This window comes from Ornithinibacillus gellani, from assembly GCF_003730295.1.
Classification (GTDB): domain Bacteria; phylum Bacillota; class Bacilli; order Bacillales; family Amphibacillaceae; genus Ornithinibacillus_A; species Ornithinibacillus_A gellani.
Genome location: NZ_QTSZ01000008.1, coordinates 62,052 through 80,902, shown reverse-complemented (window position 1 = coordinate 80,902; position 18,851 = coordinate 62,052). Strand labels below are relative to the sequence as shown.

At 38.6% G+C, this 18,851-nt stretch carries 20 protein-coding genes and 1 other annotated feature; of the genes, 16 read left to right on the top strand and 4 right to left on the bottom strand.

Annotated elements, in window-relative coordinates:
• Positions 1-220 precede the first annotated feature (220 nt).
• Positions 221-441, top strand: a binding site (T-box leader).
• Positions 442-513: 72 nt separating this feature from the next.
• Entirely contained in the window at positions 514-1,785 is a 1,272-nt protein-coding gene (gene tyrS / locus DX933_RS02385; RefSeq protein ID WP_123314887.1) for a tyrosine--tRNA ligase, read from the top strand.
• Between the two features lie 156 nt (positions 1,786-1,941).
• On the opposite strand, the gene rpsD is transcribed toward tyrS, so the two are convergent.
• Positions 1,942-2,547, bottom strand: coding sequence for a 30S ribosomal protein S4 (gene rpsD, locus DX933_RS02380; RefSeq protein ID WP_123314879.1), 606 nt, complete (start codon positions 2,545-2,547; stop codon positions 1,942-1,944).
• Between the two features lie 343 nt (positions 2,548-2,890).
• Entirely contained in the window at positions 2,891-3,370 is a 480-nt protein-coding gene (locus DX933_RS02375) for a GAF domain-containing protein (protein WP_223805846.1), read from the bottom strand.
• Between the two features lie 117 nt (positions 3,371-3,487).
• Between DX933_RS02375 and refZ the strand changes: the two genes are divergently transcribed.
• The 5 genes from refZ (at position 3,488) to DX933_RS02350 (ending at position 8,995) form a co-directional block, all read left to right on the top strand.
• Positions 3,488-4,105, top strand: a complete 618-nt coding sequence (gene refZ / locus DX933_RS02370) for a forespore capture DNA-binding protein RefZ (protein WP_123314878.1) — start codon at positions 3,488-3,490, stop codon at positions 4,103-4,105.
• A 261-nt stretch (positions 4,106-4,366) separates the two neighbouring features.
• The gene (gene ezrA, locus DX933_RS02365) at positions 4,367-6,067 is read left to right on the top strand and encodes a septation ring formation regulator EzrA (protein ID WP_123314877.1); all 1,701 of its coding nucleotides are present in this window, start codon (positions 4,367-4,369) and stop codon (positions 6,065-6,067) included.
• Positions 6,068-6,348: 281 nt separating this feature from the next.
• Positions 6,349-7,488: a cysteine desulfurase family protein gene (locus DX933_RS02360; protein ID WP_123314876.1), complete on the top strand. Its 1,140-nt coding sequence runs from the start codon at positions 6,349-6,351 to the stop codon at positions 7,486-7,488.
• Positions 7,489-7,493: 5 nt separating this feature from the next.
• Positions 7,494-8,693 carry a tRNA uracil 4-sulfurtransferase ThiI gene (thiI, locus tag DX933_RS02355; RefSeq protein ID WP_123314875.1) on the top strand — a complete coding sequence of 400 codons (1,200 nt, stop codon included), beginning with the start codon at positions 7,494-7,496 and terminating at the stop codon, positions 8,691-8,693.
• A 104-nt stretch (positions 8,694-8,797) separates the two neighbouring features.
• The gene (locus DX933_RS02350) at positions 8,798-8,995 is read left to right on the top strand and encodes an alpha/beta-type small acid-soluble spore protein (RefSeq protein ID WP_123314874.1); all 198 of its coding nucleotides are present in this window, start codon (positions 8,798-8,800) and stop codon (positions 8,993-8,995) included.
• A 53-nt stretch (positions 8,996-9,048) separates the two neighbouring features.
• Here DX933_RS02350 and DX933_RS02345 read toward each other — a convergent pair whose 3' ends face one another.
• Positions 9,049-9,849, bottom strand: a complete 801-nt coding sequence (locus DX933_RS02345; RefSeq protein ID WP_123314873.1) for an NAD kinase — start codon at positions 9,847-9,849, stop codon at positions 9,049-9,051.
• A 153-nt stretch (positions 9,850-10,002) separates the two neighbouring features.
• On the opposite strand from DX933_RS02345, the gene DX933_RS02340 reads away from it, so the two are divergent.
• The 6 genes from DX933_RS02340 (at position 10,003) to DX933_RS02315 (ending at position 14,674) form a co-directional block, all read left to right on the top strand.
• On the top strand, positions 10,003-10,611 hold the full coding sequence (locus DX933_RS02340; protein WP_123314872.1) for a DUF2953 domain-containing protein: 609 nt from the start codon (positions 10,003-10,005) through the stop codon (positions 10,609-10,611).
• 21 nt (positions 10,612-10,632) lie between these two features.
• Positions 10,633-11,109 carry a GerW family sporulation protein gene (ytfJ, locus tag DX933_RS02335; RefSeq protein WP_123314871.1) on the top strand — a complete coding sequence of 159 codons (477 nt, stop codon included), beginning with the start codon at positions 10,633-10,635 and terminating at the stop codon, positions 11,107-11,109.
• Positions 11,110-11,228: 119 nt separating this feature from the next.
• Entirely contained in the window at positions 11,229-11,729 is a 501-nt protein-coding gene (gene tpx, locus DX933_RS02330) for a thiol peroxidase (protein ID WP_123314870.1), read from the top strand.
• A gap of 219 nt (positions 11,730-11,948) precedes the next feature.
• Positions 11,949-12,935: a class I SAM-dependent methyltransferase gene (locus DX933_RS02325; RefSeq protein WP_123314869.1), complete on the top strand. Its 987-nt coding sequence runs from the start codon at positions 11,949-11,951 to the stop codon at positions 12,933-12,935.
• Positions 12,936-12,950: 15 nt separating this feature from the next.
• Positions 12,951-14,132: an acetate kinase gene (locus DX933_RS02320; RefSeq protein WP_123314868.1), complete on the top strand. Its 1,182-nt coding sequence runs from the start codon at positions 12,951-12,953 to the stop codon at positions 14,130-14,132.
• A 26-nt stretch (positions 14,133-14,158) separates the two neighbouring features.
• Entirely contained in the window at positions 14,159-14,674 is a 516-nt protein-coding gene (locus DX933_RS02315) for a MogA/MoaB family molybdenum cofactor biosynthesis protein (RefSeq protein WP_123314867.1), read from the top strand.
• Positions 14,675-14,732: 58 nt separating this feature from the next.
• Here DX933_RS02315 and DX933_RS02310 read toward each other — a convergent pair whose 3' ends face one another.
• Positions 14,733-15,170 carry a universal stress protein gene (locus DX933_RS02310; RefSeq protein ID WP_123314866.1) on the bottom strand — a complete coding sequence of 146 codons (438 nt, stop codon included), beginning with the start codon at positions 15,168-15,170 and terminating at the stop codon, positions 14,733-14,735.
• A gap of 133 nt (positions 15,171-15,303) precedes the next feature.
• Here DX933_RS02310 and DX933_RS18330 point away from each other — a divergent pair, with 133 nt between their 5' ends.
• From DX933_RS18330 to DX933_RS02295, 4 genes are all read left to right on the top strand, one after another.
• Positions 15,304-15,462, top strand: a complete 159-nt coding sequence (locus tag DX933_RS18330; protein WP_190279380.1) for a hypothetical protein — start codon at positions 15,304-15,306, stop codon at positions 15,460-15,462.
• Positions 15,463-15,593: 131 nt separating this feature from the next.
• Positions 15,594-16,709, top strand: coding sequence for an alanine dehydrogenase (ald, locus tag DX933_RS02305; RefSeq protein ID WP_123314865.1), 1,116 nt, complete (start codon positions 15,594-15,596; stop codon positions 16,707-16,709).
• A gap of 302 nt (positions 16,710-17,011) precedes the next feature.
• Positions 17,012-17,806, top strand: coding sequence for an amino acid ABC transporter ATP-binding protein (locus DX933_RS02300; RefSeq protein ID WP_123314864.1), 795 nt, complete (start codon positions 17,012-17,014; stop codon positions 17,804-17,806).
• A 22-nt stretch (positions 17,807-17,828) separates the two neighbouring features.
• Positions 17,829-18,836, top strand: a complete 1,008-nt coding sequence (locus DX933_RS02295) for an MsnO8 family LLM class oxidoreductase (protein WP_317843068.1) — start codon at positions 17,829-17,831, stop codon at positions 18,834-18,836.
• The last annotated feature ends 15 nt before the right edge of the window (positions 18,837-18,851 follow it).

The following is an 18,851-nucleotide window of genomic DNA, read 5'->3' as shown; positions in this document are numbered from 1 at the left end:
AAAAAAAATGAAAAAAATTTTAAAAGAGGTAAAAAAACATAAATAGTACTCACTTTTGAACACTAAAAAAACCACAGAAATGCTAAGTGTGAAAGCATTTCTGTGGTTTTAACTGTCAAACATGAGATTATATCACAATGGAAAATGCAGGGGTATCATTTATTCAAAAGGATTGCAAACGTCTAGAATTTGTGTTAAGAATAATGAATAGCATAAAATTTGTTATACGATGAAAGAATGAAGTAGTTAATCAAATCCCTTTCTAAGAGAGCCGGTGGTGGTGTGAATCGGTAAATATTTGATGACGAATTACGTTCCGGAGTATTCCTTACGTTATTGATAGCGTAAGGACGGTGGCGACCGCCATCGTTATCAATACCAAGTGGCAATTGTATAATTGCAACAAGGGTGGTACCACGTGTATTCAAACTCGTCCCTTTTTTAGAGGGAGGAGTTTTTTGTATTTTTATAGCTTTTATTAACGATGAAGAAAGGAAAATGAAAATGGGTAGGATGGATATTTTACAAGATTTAGAAAACCGAGGTCTGATCCAGCAAACGACGGATCGTGAGGGTTTAGAGCAGCATTTAGCGAATCATCAAGTAACACTTTATTGTGGATTTGATCCAACGGCAGATAGTTTGCATATTGGACATCTGGTACCTTTGACCATGTTAAAACGATTTCAACAGGCAGGGCATCGACCAATAGCACTTGTCGGTGGGGGAACTGGTATGATTGGTGACCCAAGTGGGCGATCAAGTGAACGCTCTTTAAATGAGACCTCTGTCGTGCATGGATATGCGGAATCGATACGAAAACAGATTGATAAGCTGCTTCCTTTTGATGAAGATGAAAATCCGGTCGTGTCTAGAAATAACCATGATTGGTTAGCAAGTATGACGATAATTGATTTTTTACGTGATACTGGTAAGCATTTTGGAATCAATTACATGTTAGCAAAAGAATCTGTTTCGGCACGAATCGAACAGGGGATTACGTATACGGAATTTAGCTACATGATTTTGCAATCCTTGGACTACCTGAAATTATATGAGGAAGAAGGCTGTACCCTGCAAATTGGTGGTAGTGACCAGTGGGGAAATATCACAGCTGGCATGGAATTAATCCGTCGTTCACGCGGGGATGAATCGGAAGAAATCAAAGTATTTGGCTTAACTGTACCATTGATTACGAAAGCAGATGGAACTAAATTTGGTAAAACTGCAGGTGGTGCTGTTTGGCTTGATCCGAAGAAAACAACTCCATATGAATTTTATCAATTTTGGATTAATACAGATGATCGTGATGTCATGAAGTTTATTCGTTACTTTACGTTCCTATCTGATGAAGAAATGGAAGCTTTAGAGGTGGAGGTTGCTGAAAGGCCAGAGCAGCGCAAAGCGCAAAAACGATTAGCTGAAGAAATGGTTCGAACTGTCCACAGTGAAGCGGCATTACAACAAGCCCAAAAAATTACACAGGCCTTATTTAGCGGGGATATAGCCGCATTATCAGCAACAGAAATTGAACAGGGCTTTAAAGATGTTCCAACATTCACATTAGCAAAAGAAGACATCAGCTTGGTTGATTTGCTCGTTTCTGCCAAGATTTCTTCATCCAAGCGGCAGGCAAGGGAAGATATTCAAAATGGCGCGATTTATGTGAATGGGAACAGAAATCAAGAACTGGCACATGTGATAGGAGCAGAAGATCGGATGGATGATCGTTTTACCATCATTCGCCGCGGTAAAAAGAAATACTTCATGATTAAGTATGAATAAACACAAATAGATGATGCAATTCTAAAAACCGGTTTGGCGAATAGGCCTTATCGGTTTTTTGCATAATATTTTTAGGTTACTGCGAAATATTTACAACAAAAAAACCATCTTTGGTATGATGTATACCAAAGATGGTTTCGGATTCCCGCGTATCAACTACTTACGGGAGTAGAATTCAACGATAAGCTGTTCGTTAATTTCTGCTGGTAATTCAGAACGTTCTGGTAGGCGTGTGAATACACCTTCCACTTTGTCAGCATCAAATGTTAGATATTCAGGAATGAAGTTATTCACTTCAATTGCTTCTTTAACAATATCTAAGTTTCTTGCTTTTTCACGAAGACCAATAGTTTGGCCAGCTTTTAAACGGAAAGATGGGATATCTACGCGAGAACCATCAACCGTTACATGACCGTGGTTCACAAGCTGACGAGCTTGTCTGCGTGTACGAGCCAAGCCAAGGCGATAGACGATGTTGTCCAAACGTGATTCTAAAAGAACCATGAAGTTTTCACCGTGAACACCTTTCATTTTACCTGCTGTGTTGAACAAGTTACGGAATTGACGCTCGTTCAAACCATACATGTAACGAAGTTTTTGCTTTTCCTGAAGCTGTAAACCATATTCAGAAATCTTTCTGCGTTGGTTTGCTCCATGTTGCCCAGGAGCATAAGGGCGTTTATCTAGCTCTTTACCAGTGCCAGTTAGTGAAATGCCAAGACGACGTGATTTTTTCCAAACGGATCCAGTATAACGTGACATAAGACATTTCCTCCTTTTATTTTATTTGCATAAAATAAATCAACCGTGATTCCATACGTAGCACATTATGTCTTCCTGTACCATCGCTCCAGTAGCAGAGAGTTACACGATACACCTCTTGAAAGGCAATTTGCCCCAGCGAGGAACATACTGTTTACCAACGTAAGAAGCACATAGGCCACTTTCTATTATTTTACACAAAGAATAGTATATAATTTTTAACGACGAAAGTCAATGAATTGTTGAATAAAAGTAGATTTTAGATGCGTGAAATGAAGGTAGGGTATATGCTTATGTAATAGACCCCTGCGGTTTTGTTCATTAGCACCGCAGGGTTTGTCCATTATAGATGGGAGATAAGCATGTCGACAAATTGCTCTAAGTACTGCTGATCAACCTGATCAAATCTTTCCAGGCTGGGGCTGTCGATATCTAACACACCGAATGGTTTGCCTTGCACAATAATCGGTACAACGATTTCTGATCTACTGGCACTATCACAAGCGATATGTCCAGGAAAAGCTTGAACATCTGGAACGAGCTGTGTTTTTCGTTCCTTGATAGCTGTACCACAAACACCTCTTCCATTGGGGATACGTATACATGCAGGTAATCCTTGAAAGGGGCCTAATACAAGTTGTTCTTCTTTCCAAATATAGAATCCAACCCAGTTAACGTCTGTTAAGAAGGAATTCAGTAGTGCTGATGCATTGGATAGATTGGCAATAACATCTGTTTCACCATCTAATAAGGCATGAAGCTGCTTTAGCATGATTGGATAATCCTGTTCACGGTTCCCCGTATATGAAATGGTTTGAAACAAAATAATACATCCTTTCGTGAAATATGATTCGACAAAACATCGGTATTTGTCGACCGAATGATGCAGGAAATAAAGGTTCCATGTCGTATTTGTGATTATAGAAGGAGATGACATGTCATGACAATAAGTCCGACTAAACAAAAAGTAATGGATGCTGCATCATCCTTGTTCTATCAAAAAGGATTTCATGGTACTTCTGTTCGCGATATTGCTGAAAAGGCAGATGTCAATGTATCCTTGATAAGCTATTATTTTAAAGGAAAACAAGGTCTGCTGGAATTCGCGGTAACGAGTTACTATGAAGCTTATTTGAAAGAACTGGAAGATACTTGGAACGAATCCGTTGGTCAAACTGCATTTGAACAATTAAAAAAAATAATTTTCACTATTATACATTATAAGGCAAGTAACCACCAATTTTCTTGTTTCATTCATCGGGAGCTATCGTTGGATTCTATTTTTGTGAGAGAAATGGCGGTTACTTATTTGGCGAAGGAACACCACATTATTAGTAATGCATTCTTTCAAGCATTACGTGAAGCAAATCACGGGAACACAGATTACGACATTCTATTGCTACAGTTGAAAGGTATGATTGCAGCTCCATATATATTGGAAGATAATAGAAAGAACCAGCCATTTGATGACTATGGCAGAAATCAATTTGTTAACCGATATGTCAAAACAATTCACGACTGGCTAGGCTATTTAGTTAACCAGCAGATTACAATCTAAATAGGAAATGGTTGGCTGATTTTCCATTAAATATTACAGGTTTTTGAAAAGCTTATGAATCGCGCCATGACAGGAATCTATAAAATTGCATATTTCGTCATTTTTTTTATTAATTTTAGCAAAAATGGTGATGAACATGGTATCATAAGTATAATAATGAGGGAATTGTTCACATGGTATGCATATGCAAGTTGGTCGGCATACATGGAACACATGAAAGATAAAGAACCTCTTTCCGGAAAATCAGTTAGGAGGCAAAACATGACAGCATATATTATCGGATTTATTCTACTTATTATCACATTAATTATTATCGGACTCCTTTTACGGAAACGTATCTATGATCAGGTGGACCGCCTTGAAAATTGGAAAATGGAAATAATGAGTCGTAATATCGCTTCTGAATTATCACGAATCAAAGTATTGAACTTATCGGGTGAAACACAGGAAAAATTTGAATCATGGAAAGGCCGTTGGGACTTTATTCTCACGAAAGAGCTTCCAGATATCGAGGAATACTTATTTGATGCGGAGGACGCAGCAGACCATTATCGCATTCCGACAGCAAAAAAGACGCTGCAGACTATAAATGTGAAGTTAGAAACAGTAGAGAAGGACTTGGAAAAGATACTGTCTGAGTTAGAAGAATTGATTCACTCGGAAGAAACAAGCCGTAAAGAAATTGCTGAACTGCAACCGAACATAAAAGGATTGCGAAAACAAATTTCCCAAAATAGATATCAATATGGAAAAGCTGATGTTCGTTTTGAAGTGGAATTGGATGAGCTGGATCAAAAGCTTAATCGATACTTTGAATTAACGGAATCAGGGAACTACATAGAAGCTAAACATTTAGTTGATGAATTGAAAGAAAATCTCGATGAAACGAAAGTACATATCGAAGAATTTCCCGGCTTACTGAAATCTTGTAAGCATGAATTACCAGCACAGCTAGATGATTTATCTTCTGGGATGAAAACGATGAAAGAAGACGGATATCGAATTGAACATTTAGGCTTCGAAAATGAAATCAGTGGCTATCAACAGCGCCTTTTGGACTGTATTACAGCACTTGAAAAGGGTGAAGTGGAAACAGCGAAAGAAACAATTGAGGAAATTGACCACCGAACCGCTGAAATGTATGAGTTATTGGAAAAAGAGGCAGTTGCAAAAGGGTACATTGAATCCAATATGGCAAATTATGAACGTACATTGGATGAAATTGCGTCTACTTTTCAGGAAACAAAGGTGGAAGTGGAGACACTTCGTAAAACATATTATGTGGATGACCAGGATACGGAAAAGTATATTTCCTTAGAAAAAGAGATTAACTCCTTAAGGAAACAGCTGGAGGAATTAAAGGAGAAGCTGGAAGATTCGGATACCGCACATTCTGAATTACGTTCTATGGTAGAAAACGGTCTGGACCAGATGAAAGAAATCACCAAAAATCATGATGCCTTTAAAGATCGGATGTTAAATCTACGTAAGGATGAAATGGAAGCGAAGGAACGCGTGGCAAATATGCAGGATGAAATCAATGCGATTCATCGTCGTTTGCAAAAAAGTAATATTCCAGGTGTTCCAAGCTTCATATGGAATGCAATGGACGAAGCAATGGATAAAAACAATCGAGTCCTTGCTGCACTGGACAAGCAACCATTGGATATGGCAGAAGTCCAGCAGGCATTACGAGATGGTGCAGCTTCCATTGAACAGCTATCAGAGCAAACGGATATGATGTTAGATCAAGCATATTTAACAGAGCAAGTTATTCAATATGCGAATCGGTATCGGAGTAAATTCCCTTTACTCGCTGCAAAGCTTGAGGAATCAGAGCGTTTATTCCGCTCTTATGAATACGAACTTTCCTTGGAACATGCTGCAAAAGCAATTGAAGAGGTAGAACCAGGTGCATTGAAGCGAATTGAAGAATATCAGTTAGCATCTAGTGAAGGATAAGAATGGGAAGGGCTGTCTGGAGAAAAGATACATGTCATCTTTTCAAAGGTCAGCCTTTATTATTTGTATGAAATCCTTCTACGAAAGCCAAATACGATAGGTTTTGTCCCTGAGACATGGGCAGGTGAAGCTTTTAGAAGAAATAATGTAAGTGGGTTTGTTGCTTGCACATTTTTATAGGATTTATTATGATACAGGAATGAAATGAAACAGAACTGAAACGTATAATAATTAATTAGATAGATAACGTACAATCGGGTACGAATAAGGGGTTAAAGGTAATGATTTATTTAGATAATAGTGCTACAACTAAACCACATCCAGATGTGTTGAAAAGCTATGTCCAGGCATCAGAGCAATTTTTTGCTAATCCTTCATCTATCCATCAACTTGGTGGACAGGCGGAAAGGCTTCTGCTGCGAGCAAGACAGCAAGCTGCGGATATATTGCACGTACATGAGGATGAGATTATTTTTACCTCAGGCGGAACCGAAGGAAATAATATGGCAATCATGGGAGTGGCTATGCAGCATCAGAGAAGGGGAAAGCATATCATCACATCGGAAATAGAACATCCTTCCGTTTATGATGCATGTAAAGGGTTGGAACAGCTTGGATTTGAGATAACGGCTTTACCTGTCGATGCAAATGGCCAAGTAAGTGTAGAAGAAGTAAAAAAGTCTATTCGTAACGACACCATCCTAATCAGTATTATGCATGTGAATAATGAAATAGGCAGTATTCAACCCATTCAAGAGATTGCAGAAATTGCTGCTACACATCCCAAATTATTTTTTCATGTAGATGCTGTACAAGGATTAGGGAAGATTTCCTTAAATCTTTATCATCCAGGGATAGATATATGTACGCTATCGGGTCATAAAATACATGGAGTAAGAGGAACTGGTATGGTCTATGTAGCGCGGTCGACGAAGCTATTTCCCTTGTTACAGGGCGGTGGGCAGGAATACGGCAGACGATCTGGAACGGAAAATTTAGCCGGAAGTGTATCCATGGTGAAAGCCCTGCGCTTGATGATGGACCGTGAGAAAACAGACCTTGAACATCTTCGCATGCTTTATCAACAACTACGAACAAAACTAGAGCAAATCGATGGCGTGATGATTAACTCACCGATTGATGGCGCGCCACATATTTTGAATTGCTCCATTCCAGGACTGAAGCCGGAAGTCGTCATTCATGCTTTAGGTAAAAGAGATATTTATATTTCTACCAAATCAGCTTGTTCTTCTAAGCAATCGGATATTAGCAGGGTACTCGCAGCATGTGGATATTCAAGAGAGCGTGCATCCTCTGGGCTACGTATCAGTCTGTCTTATGACACAACAACGGAAGAAATTACGACTTTTATTGAAGCATTAAAGGAAGTTATTCAACATTTAAAAGAGATATTGGAGTAGATAACATGGAATTTGATCATTTATTAATTCGTTATGGGGAAATAGCCTTAAAAGGAAAAAATCAAAAAAAGTTTTTGGTAAGACTTCAAGAAAATATTCAGCATGCATTAAAAGATTATTCAGCAGTAAAAGTAAAGCGTACTCAAGGTAGAATGTTTGTACTATTGAATGGTCAGGATCCAGAACCGATTATGGAGCGATGTCAGCATATTTTTGGTATACACAGCTTTAGTCTTGCGATTAAGGTTGAAAATGATTTGAACCGAATCAAGGAAGCCGCATTATATGCTTTAAAGAATGCAAATCATCCAAACACCTTTAAGGTGACGGTAAGAAGGGTTAATAAAGGCTTCCCATACCGTTCACAGGAGCTATTACAGGAATTAGGTGCACATCTCCTGATGCATACGGACAATATAAAGGTAGATGTCCATCATCCAGATGTAGAAGTAAAGGTGGAAATCCGTGCAGAAGGAACATATATTACTTCAGGTCTAACATTTGGATTGGGCGGATTGCCAGTTCGTACAGGAGGTAAAACCCTGCTATTGCTTTCAGGTGGAATTGACAGTCCTGTTGCAGGATTTTTAGCGATGAAACGTGGTGTGGAAGTAGAAGCTGTTCACTTTCACTCTCCACCTTTTACAAGCGAGCGTGCAAAACAAAAGGTGATTGATTTGGCAGAAAAACTAACATACTATGGCTATCCGATTAAAATCCACCTCGTGCCATTTACAAAGCTACAGCAAAAAATATACCAAGAGATACCGGAAAGCTATGCGATTACCGTGATGCGTCGCATGATGATGCGTATTAGTGAAGCAATCTGTCGCAACCAGGATATACTGTCCATTACAACAGGTGAAAGTCTAGGACAAGTGGCAAGTCAGACGATGGAAAGCATGAATACGATTAATGAGGTTACGAATTATCCAATTTTACGGCCATTGATTGCCATGGATAAGGATGATATTATTCGGATTTCCAAGCAAATTGACACCTATGATATATCCATTCGTCCATTTGAGGATTGTTGTACGATTTTTGTTCCGAAAGCACCAAAGACAAACCCAAAGCGGAGTAAAGTGAATTATTTTGAAGATAAATTTGATTTTACCGATTTGTTGGAAGAGACCATGCAAGGGATTGAAACGATTGAGGCTGGTACAGATAAACAAGAAGAGGCTTTCCGGGACTTGCTTTAATAAGCAATGACCGTTATTCCAAACAAGCACCAAAAAAGACAACACTTACCAGTTATAATTCCCTTCCTTCTACACATTCTAAGTGTACCAAGGAGGTGATGAACATGGCTAATAACAACTCAAACCAAATCTTGGTTTCTGGAGCCGAGCAGGCTATCAACCAAATGAAGACAGAGATTGCTTCTGAATTTGGTGTACAACTTGGTGCCGATACGACCTCCCGTGCAAATGGTTCTGTTGGAGGAGAAATTACAAAACGTCTTGTTCACATGGCTATGCAAGGCATGCAAGGTCATCAATAATCTAAATAACAAATGGAAAAGGACTATTCCGGAAACGGAGTAGTCCTTTCATTCTATAGAAATGTGCGGCGTACACGATCCCAATATGAATTGTTTTTCAGTTTAACGGTTTTTACAATTTTATCACTTAATGTAACGGTGATATTCTTAATATTGCGGATAGAATATGCCTCATTATCTAAACCAATAATCGGATAATCATTCCCATCCTGAATCACATCAAGCTCTAATTTTCTACCTTTGCTTAAAATAAATGATGATCCCAATGTACGATATCGATTATTATTTAATGAAGCCAGCTCCGTAACCTGGAAACAGGGCAGTAATGGATCGATGACAGCTCCGCGGGTAGACTTATTGTATCCAGTACTACCAGTTGGCGTCGCAACAATTAAACCGTCCCCACGAAACGTTTCAAAAAACATATCATCAATTAATACGTCCATGACAATGGTTTTAATAATGACAGATCGAATACTTACTTCGTTTAAACAAGGATAGGTCATACCGCCATTTACCTGTACATCAATCACGGGAAACCTTCTGACTTCAAGCTCCTCATGTTGCATTGTATACAGCATTGAATCAAAGTTATCCAATTCAAAATCACAGTAGAGCCCAGACTCATCGGCTCTTGTAATACCTACATAGATGCAATCCTGCCGAAAACCGGTTTTTCGAACAGCCTGCAAAAACGCACCATCTCCGCCAATACTAATAACAATGGATGCATCATCCGAATGTTCAACAATGTTAAAATCATTCGTTTTCGCAGCATCAAATAAAGGGACAAGCTTTTTTTCCAATGCTTCATCTGGCTGATAGTAAAAATAAATATTTTTACGATTTGGCATACCGTCCCGCCTCCAATTATATAATCTTGACTTCATCGTACCATTATTCGAAGGGCATTCTCAATGATTAGCATATCGTTCTTCCATTGTTTTGTATGAAGTCCATGAATTCGTCACAAACTAGAAAACAAAATCATAATGGAGCGATAGGAGATGCTAATACTAATTGCAGGCTGCCTCTTGGTTATTTTGATGCTAATGATATTCTGCATGCTTTGGACGTCTGTTGATATTGAAATATCAATTACATTTGATCAAAACGAGCAGCAAGCTATAGTACATATCCGTTGGCTGGCTTTTTGTATTATGAAGAAACATTTTAGTTTAAAGGAAAAACAATCAAATCCAATTCAAGAACTAGCTTATTTGGTAGAGTCCAATCACCTACAGGATGTGAAGACAACAATCAATCATATACAGAAAAAAATATCGAATTGGTGGTCTTTAGCAATTCATTTGCAAAAAAACCTGACCATTCGTCATTTACATTGGTTCACCTATGCTGGTACAGGAGAAGGGTTATCCACAGGTATCCTCTGCGGATTGATTTGGTCTGTGATTGGTCCCATTCAAGCAGGGATGAAAACTTACAGAAATATCACCTGTAAACCGGAAATATCCTGTACACCTATTTTTCAAGCGCCTGTATTTGCGACGAAAATGGATTGTATGTTATCGATTCAAACAGCACAAGCTATACGTACAGCTTTTCAGTGGAGGAGTTGGATTAAAAAGCATCTTCGTTCTCCTGAGAGCGAATAAATTATAATGAGGAGGAGTCTAATGGAAGAACAAGAACATCCGATACAAGGGTTAATGACAACTGCAATGGAAAATATTAAAAGTATGGTAGAAGTGAATACAATAGTAGGGGAACCGGTGGAATCGCCTGATGGAAGTATGATTATTCCAGTCTCCAAAGTAGGGTTTGGATTCGCAGCAGGCGGAAGCGAATTCCAATCTCAGTCAACCCAGGAAGGCGACCAAGAATCTATCCTGCCGTTTGGTGGAGGAAGTGGTGGAGGTGTATCCATCACTCCAGTTGCATTTTTAATTGTTAATGACAAAGGTGTCAAGATGGTTCATTTAAATGAAAATACACATATATACGAAAAAATGCTGCACCTTGCTCCAAAGGCAATGGATAAGATACAGGAATTAATGAAAGAATCGAATACAAAGCAACCAACATCACGGAAGGATAGACATCAACATTTGGATAAATCAGATGATAATGAAGCGTTGAACTATGATATATAAGGGGTTAGATGATGGAGTCAAAAAAATGTCACACATAATGAATGTGGATTATTGGACATGTTTGTCTTTAAAATTCATAATAAAGATTGAAGACAATATGTATTGGGAGGAATGATCCAATGGTTCAAGTAACATTTCAAGAAAAACCTGTAACCTTGCTTGGTGAAGAAATTAAAGTTGGTGATCAAGCACCTGACTTCACTGTTCTTAGCAATGATTTGTCTGAGAAATCTCTTAAGGATTATGAGGGAAAAGTAAAACTCATTAGTGTAGTTCCTTCACTTGATACTGGAGTTTGTTCCGCACAAACAAAACGCTTTAATGAAGAGGCAGACAAACTTGATAACGTGCATGTATTAACCATTAGTATGGACTTGCCTTTTGCTCAAACGCGTTGGTGTGCAGCAAATGGTATTAAGAAATTGGATACACTTTCCGATCATCGAGATGCTGATTTCGGTGAAAAATATGGTGTATTAATTAAAGAACTTCGTTTACTAGCAAGAGCTATTTTTGTTGTTGATTCCAATAACAAAGTAACTTATGTAGAGTATGTAAAAGAAGTTACAACCCATCCAGATTATGATAAGGCGCTTGATGCAGCAGCTAAAGCTGAATAAATCTTACTATTCTCTCTTCTGATATTCGGAAGAGGGATTTTTCTTGAATTTTATTTTCAATTTGCAAGTACTTTACATGTTTAATTGTATGGCTAATCTAACTTTTTTGAATTGCAGTTTTACGTCATATATTATTCACATAATTGGTTAGCTATATTTTGTACACCTGCAGCTTGTTTTTGTTACAATAGAAGCGTTCATGGAGATTGGAGGAACGTTATGGAAAAAATGAAAGTGGATGTTTTATTTACTTGGTTAGATGAAACCACACAGCTTATTCAACAGCATATGGAAGAAACATACCTTGATAGTTTATCGATTACGCTTGAAACGTTATTTTTTCAGCAGGCTGCTGAAGATATGGATGATATACTGACCCATAAATTAGAATCAGCCTTAAAGAATATCCAATTAGATACGTACGAAAAGTTTGAAATACGAAAGGCCATTCAACTGGCAATATTAAAAGGGATGAAGGATTCCACGCAACAGCAACATTTAATGACACCGGAAACGATAGCAATGCTTATTGGCTATCTTACCAATAAATTAACAGCTAAAATGGATTCTATCCGATTGTTTGATCCAGCAAGCGGAACTGGAAATTTATTAACCATTGTCATGGAACAATTAGAACAACCAGTGCAGGCATTTGGTAGTGAAGTTGATCCTACATTAATACAATTGGCCGTATGGAATGCCAATCTCCAAAAAACTTCCATTGAATTCTTTCATCAAGATAGTTTAAGACCGTTTTTATTAGATCCGGTCGACGTTGTAGTAGCTGATCTTCCAGTTGGATATTATCCGGATGATGTGCGTGCGAGTGATTTTGAACTGAAAGCAGACGAAGGCCATTCCTATGCACATCATTTATTTATCGAGCAGAGCATGAATTATACGAAGGATGGTGGCTATCTTCTCTTTATCGCCCCTAACTTTTTATTTGATGATGATCAATCTGCGAAGCTTCATAAGTATATTCAAAAGCATGCTTATATTTCAGGGGTGTTACAGCTGCCGGAAACAGCATTTAAAGCTAAGGAAAATGCAAAGTGCATCGTAATATTGCAGAAAAAAGGGGAGCAAGTACAGGCACCAAAGCAACCGCTCCTTGTTCAGCTGCCTTCATTAAGTAATGCGCACGCAATGGAGGATATTTTAAGTAAAATGAATGACTGGTTTAACGAAAATACGAACAATTAAGGGAGTTGGAACAGCATGAGTTATGTATTGGCTATAAATGCAGGCAGCTCTTCCCTCAAATATCAGTTGATTGAGATGCCTAATGAAACAGTATTGGCTAAAGGTCTAATTGAACGGATTGGGCTTCCGGAATCCATCATTACATTGGAAATAGATGAGCAAAAAGATAAAAGAACGATAGATATACCGAATCATGAGGTTGCTGTTCAGTTGCTTCTTGATGATTTAACAAAGTCTGGCGTAATTGAAAGCCTAGATATGATTGACGCGGTTGGGCATCGTGTTGTCCATGGTGGCGAAATGTTTAGTGATTCTGTGAAAATTGATGATGAAGTAATGGAGCAGATTGATATCTTATCAGAGCTTGCCCCATTGCATAATCCAGCAAATTTAACTGGAATTAAAGCATTTAAAGAAATTTTACCGAATGTACCAATGGTTGCTGTGTTTGATACAGCATTTCACCAAACCATGCCAGAAGTATCTTATCTCTATAGTTTGCCAAGATCATATTATGAAAAATACGGGATTCGTAAATATGGATTTCATGGTACTTCCCATAAATATGTATCGCAGCGTGCATCAGAATTGCTTGGTATTCCATTGGAACAGCTGCGTTTGATCTCCTGCCATCTTGGAAATGGGGCAAGTGTAACAGCGATTGAAGGCGGAAAATCCATTGATACGTCTATGGGATTCACACCCCTTGCAGGTGTAACAATGGGTACGCGCTCTGGAAACATTGACCCTGCTTTAATTCCATATATTATGGAGAAGACCGGAAAAACTGCGGATGAAGTATTAGATGTATTGAATAAAGAAAGTGGTATGCTTGCATTATCTGGTTTCTCAAGTGATTTACGAGATATAGAGCAGCAGGCAGATCAAAATGAACGTGCAGATTTAGCGCTTAATGTGTTTGCCGCACGAATCCATAAATATCTCGGCTCCTATGCTGCAAGAATGTCAGGTTTGGATGCCATTATATTCACTGCAGGTGTTGGAGAAAATAGTGACACCATTCGCGCAAAAGTATTAAATGGTCTGGAATTTATGGGAGTATACTGGGACCCAGTTTTAAATAAAACACGTGGGAAAGAAGCATTCATTAACTATCCACATTCACCAGTAAAGGTCTTAATTATCCCGACGAATGAAGAAGTCATGATCGCTAGAGATACAATGCGTTTAATTTAATATGACGCGATGGGAGGGAGCTTCTATTGTCATATCAAACTCATAAAAACAAGCTGGACCATGTTTCCTGTCTCGTTATTACGGTTAGTGACACCCGTACTGTGGAAAATGATCGAAGTGGTCAATTAATGGTTTCCTTGTTGAAAAAAGCAGGTCACACCATCTATGATAAAAAGATTATTCCTGATGAGCAAGAAGCCATTCAGCAAGCAATCGAAACAGGATGTCAAAATTCCGAAATAGAAGTAATCTTAACCAATGGTGGCACCGGCGTAGCAAAACGGGATGTAACGATAGAGACTATGCGTCCATTATTGGATAAAGAAATCCCTGGTTTTGGAGAATTATTTAGATGGTTAAGCTACCGGGAGGATATCGGAACAGGAGCAATCATGTCACGAGCTGCAGCGGGAGTACGTGATGTGACGACCATTTTTTCACTACCAGGATCTACCGGTGCTGTAAGATTAGGGATGGAACGATTAATCCTTCCTGAAATTACACATATTGTATACGAAGCAAAGAAGCACTTGCTAAACTAACTGTATGATATAAAAAAACAAGCCTTTTCCAAATTCTTGGAAAAGGCTTGATTCATGTCTAACGTACAACCAATACATCACAATTGGCATAACGGGTAATACTTTCTGATACACTACCGATTAAAAAACGTTCCACTGCATTCATGCCAGTAGCTCCACAAATGATGAGATCGGCCTCAAAGGTCGTTGCAATGTTTTTAGCTATTTTTACTTTAGGAGAACCATATTCAACACACCGGACGATATTTTCTACTCCGGCTTCTTTTGCATTTTCTACAAAGCTGTCGACCAATTCTTTCGCGTGTTCCTCAGCACGTTCTGCGAGGGTACGGTCATAAGCCTCTACGGTAGCAAACGTACGAGAATCAACTACATGAGCGATGATAAGACGAGCCTGATTTCGTTTTGCGATGCTCAATGATTTGTTAAAAGCTTTTTCAGATGCTTCTGATCCATCAACTGCGATAACAATATTTTTGTATTCAAATGCATTCATTCGTCTCCACTCCTTTTTGATTCATCACTATTCTCTACCCTTTTATTATACATCATAATCCGTTTGAATTGGAAAAAGAAAACAGTCTGAAATACTGCACGTATACACAAACTAAGACAAGGAGGTGAACGTAATGGATCCGAAAAAAAGGCAACAAAAAGAGCTCATTGAAGATGAATCAGGCATTGCGGCAGTGCAAAATCAGCTCCTCGAAAGCTATCAAAGTGGTGTAGCTGAAGATCAGCTGCATCCAAATAAAGGTATCCATCATTTTAATAACATGAAAAAGTAATCAAGGCATTCCACATTCAAAAAATTGGATGTGGAGTGCTACATCATTTTGCAACTTGGAGAGATTTTGATACAATAGACATACTTTATCGTGCTAAATGGTTAAGCTAACCAAAGTGGAGGGGTTCTCAAATGAAAATTGGTGTGCCAAAGGAAATTTTAAACAATGAAAACAGAGTAGCAATGACTCCAGCAGGGGTGTTATCATTCCGAAATGCAAATCATGACATTTATGTAGAAACTGGCGCAGGACTTGGTGCAGGTTTTACGGATGAACAATATGAAGAAGTCGGTGCGATAATAGTTGATACACCAGAGGAAGCATGGAAGCAAGATATGGTGTTAAAGGTGAAAGAGCCATTACCAGAAGAATATCATTATTTTAGAGAAGGGCTTATTCTATTTACATATCTGCATCTTGCAGCTGAGCCAGAACTCACAAAAGTATTATTGGAAAAGAATGTTATATCGATTGCGTATGAAACCGTACAGTTGGATCAAGGTACCTTACCATTGCTTATTCCAATGAGTGAGGTTGCCGGTCGTATGGCGCCCCAAATTGGAGCACAGTTCTTGGAAAAACATTATGGTGGTAAAGGTGTGTTATTAGCTGGTATCCCTGGCGTGAAACGTGTAAAAATCACGATTATCGGTGGTGGGATTGTTGGGATGAATGCTGCAAAAATTGCAGTCGGTCTAGGTGCAGATGTTACCATTATTGATTTAAATCCAGAAAGACTTCGTCAGCTCGATGATATTTTTGGTTCGTCGTTGAGTACAATGATTTCCAACCCATTAAATATTGCAGAGGCTGTTGCAGCATCTGATCTTGTCATAGGGGCTGTGCTTATCCCTGGCGCTAAAGCACCAAAATTAGTAACAGAAGAAATGGTCAAAAGTATGTCTGAAGGATCTGTTGTCATCGATGTTGCAATTGATCAGGGGGGTATCTTTGAAACAAGTGACCGAATCACTACCCATGATGAACCGACACATGTGAAGCATGGCGTATTACATTATTCTGTGCCTAACATGCCTGGTGCCGTTCCACGAACAGCAACAATCGGATTAACCAATGCTACGGTACCTTATGCTTTGCAAATTGCTAACAAAGGATTTGAGCAAGCCTGTCAGGATAATCAAGCATTACAAAAGGGTATTAATACCATGCGTGGAAAAGTAACCAATCGTGGTGTTGCAGAAGCACATGGATTAACCTTTACTTCTGCAGAAGAATTATTATCATAAATACTTTTTATCGAAAGAGTCTGGGACAAAACCCAGTGAAATACAACAAAAAGAGTTTCAGTAAATTAATTTTTACTGGGACTCTTTTTCATTTTTTTAATCAGCTTCGTCACCCCATAAATCTACCGCCTTCCATGGGCCGGCCTCAAACAACAACCCCGTCTTTAGTCTGATTGCACAACTTTCGAAATAATCTATTTGCCTATTGTAAGTTATTTGAATAGGTGCTATAATTTATTCAATTTTCAATTCTGAGTAAACAACTAGGAATACTTAAATATAAAATGGAAGGGTGGATGTTTATGATCAGCGTATCAAATATACGGAAGAGCTATAAAGATACGGAAGTTTTAAAAGGCATCAGTTTCCAGGTAAATGATGGGGAAGTGGTAGCCATTATTGGTCCATCGGGATCTGGAAAATCGACACTTCTTCGTTGCTTGAATTTTTTGGAACAACCTGATTCTGGATATATCAAAATTGGTGAAGCAGCAGTGCATGCGAAACAATCCAATCGAACTACAGTAAATCAACTGCGATTACAAACGTCTATGGTGTTCCAGCATTACAATTTATTTAAAAATAAAACAGTGCTAGAAAATGTGACACATGGCTTAATTGTATCCAAGAAAATAAAGAAAGAGGCTGCAGAAAAGAAAGGAAGAGAATTACTAAAACAAGTCGGAGTCTTAGAAAAAGAAAATCAATATCCTATTGCCCTGTCTGGTGGACAACAGCAAAGGGTAGGAATTGCAAGAGCACTTGCTGTAAACCCGTATGCCATTCTTTTTGATGAACCAACCTCCTCACTGGACCCCGAGTGGGTTGGGGAAGTATTGCGAGTTATTACTAAGATTGCAAATAATAATAAAACGATGCTTATTGTGACACATGAAATGAATTTTGCTCGTGAGATTGCTGATCAAGTCATTTTTATGGCAGATGGCGTGATTGTCGAAAAAGGAACACCAGAAGAAATTTTTGATTTCCCAAAACAGGAGAGAACGAAGCAGTTTTTAAGGGAGTTTCATAGAAATACCTCTGAGCGAATGGATGCAGTCTATCCAATGGATTATATAAAGGAATTGGTACAGTAAAAAGCATGTAAATAAGGAGGGAATGATTGTGGGATACCAATTAGGAATATTGGATCAAAGTCCAATATTTGCAGGAAAGTCGGCAGAAGATGCTTTGCAAAGTACCATTCATTTGGCACAAAAAGCGGAGCAGTGGGGTTATGAACGTTTTTGGGTGGCAGAACATCATCAATCCCAGAATCTTGCTGGTACATCACCAGAAGTACTAATCTCTCATTTATTAGCAAAAACCACCACCATTAAGCTTGGCTCTGGTGGTGTGATGCTTCAGCATTATAGTCCATACAAGGTAACAGAAGATTTTCAACAGCTAACATTACTTTCACCTGGGAGAGTTGAACTTGGAATAGGAAAAGCGCCAGGTGGTTTTTCCTATTCAACAAGAGCATTACGTTATGGGGTCGGCAGTGATATTGAATTTGCTGAGCGATTTGCAGTACTCAATCAGCTGATACTGGATACATTGCCGGAACACCATCCATTATACGGGGCAAAAGCATTACCAAGACCAAAGGAAGAACTTCCAGTATTTTTATTGGGTGCCAGTCCAAATAGCGCACGGCTTGCAGCAGAACAGAAAACGAATTTCGTCTATGCATATTTCTTAAACAGTCAAAAGGATCATCTTCAGAAAACGTTGCAGGAATATCGAGTGATTTATCCAGCGGGCAAGTTTATGATTGCAATAGCAGTTTTTGCAGCTCCAACGCAGGAAGAAGCTGAACAGGAAGCGGCAGATTATAAAATATATAAAATCCATACCGAAAGTGGGCGTTCGATATCGGTCCAGTCTGTAAAACAAATCGAAATATATCGTGACCAGACAAATGAATCCTTTAAAGTCGAGGAACAGACAGTTGAGATGATTGCGGGCAGCTTAGAATCTGTGAAAACGAAGATCGATTATTTAGCAGCTACCCACCAAATAGATGAATTTATCATTCACACACCAATACGAAATGAAGCAAAGCGTCTTCAATCTTTTGCGTTATTAAGTAAGCTAACCAAAAAGGGTAAGGTCAGAAACTGATTACCTATTAAGAGA

Coding starts and splice junctions, on each gene's coding strand:
- DX933_RS02345 (WP_123314873.1), bottom strand. CDS start 9,849: ATGCCAAATCGTAAAAATATTTATTTTTACTATCAGCCAGATGAAGCA.
- DX933_RS18330 (WP_190279380.1), top strand. CDS start 15,304: ATGGATCCGAAAAAAAGGCAACAAAAAGAGCTCATTGAAGATGAATCA.
- thiI (WP_123314875.1), top strand. CDS start 7,494: ATGGAATTTGATCATTTATTAATTCGTTATGGGGAAATAGCCTTAAAA.
- DX933_RS02325 (WP_123314869.1), top strand. CDS start 11,949: ATGGAAAAAATGAAAGTGGATGTTTTATTTACTTGGTTAGATGAAACC.
- DX933_RS02295 (WP_317843068.1), top strand. CDS start 17,829: ATGATTGTGGGATACCAATTAGGAATATTGGATCAAAGTCCAATATTT.
- DX933_RS02340 (WP_123314872.1), top strand. CDS start 10,003: ATGCTAATACTAATTGCAGGCTGCCTCTTGGTTATTTTGATGCTAATG.
- rpsD (WP_123314879.1), bottom strand. CDS start 2,547: ATGTCACGTTATACTGGATCCGTTTGGAAAAAATCACGTCGTCTTGGC.
- ezrA (WP_123314877.1), top strand. CDS start 4,367: ATGACAGCATATATTATCGGATTTATTCTACTTATTATCACATTAATT.
- refZ (WP_123314878.1), top strand. CDS start 3,488: ATGACAATAAGTCCGACTAAACAAAAAGTAATGGATGCTGCATCATCC.
- DX933_RS02310 (WP_123314866.1), bottom strand. CDS start 15,170: ATGAATGCATTTGAATACAAAAATATTGTTATCGCAGTTGATGGATCA.
- ald (WP_123314865.1), top strand. CDS start 15,594: ATGAAAATTGGTGTGCCAAAGGAAATTTTAAACAATGAAAACAGAGTA.
- DX933_RS02350 (WP_123314874.1), top strand. CDS start 8,798: ATGGCTAATAACAACTCAAACCAAATCTTGGTTTCTGGAGCCGAGCAG.
- DX933_RS02320 (WP_123314868.1), top strand. CDS start 12,951: ATGAGTTATGTATTGGCTATAAATGCAGGCAGCTCTTCCCTCAAATAT.
- DX933_RS02360 (WP_123314876.1), top strand. CDS start 6,349: ATGATTTATTTAGATAATAGTGCTACAACTAAACCACATCCAGATGTG.
- DX933_RS02300 (WP_123314864.1), top strand. CDS start 17,012: ATGATCAGCGTATCAAATATACGGAAGAGCTATAAAGATACGGAAGTT.
- ytfJ (WP_123314871.1), top strand. CDS start 10,633: ATGGAAGAACAAGAACATCCGATACAAGGGTTAATGACAACTGCAATG.
- tpx (WP_123314870.1), top strand. CDS start 11,229: ATGGTTCAAGTAACATTTCAAGAAAAACCTGTAACCTTGCTTGGTGAA.
- tyrS (WP_123314887.1), top strand. CDS start 514: ATGGATATTTTACAAGATTTAGAAAACCGAGGTCTGATCCAGCAAACG.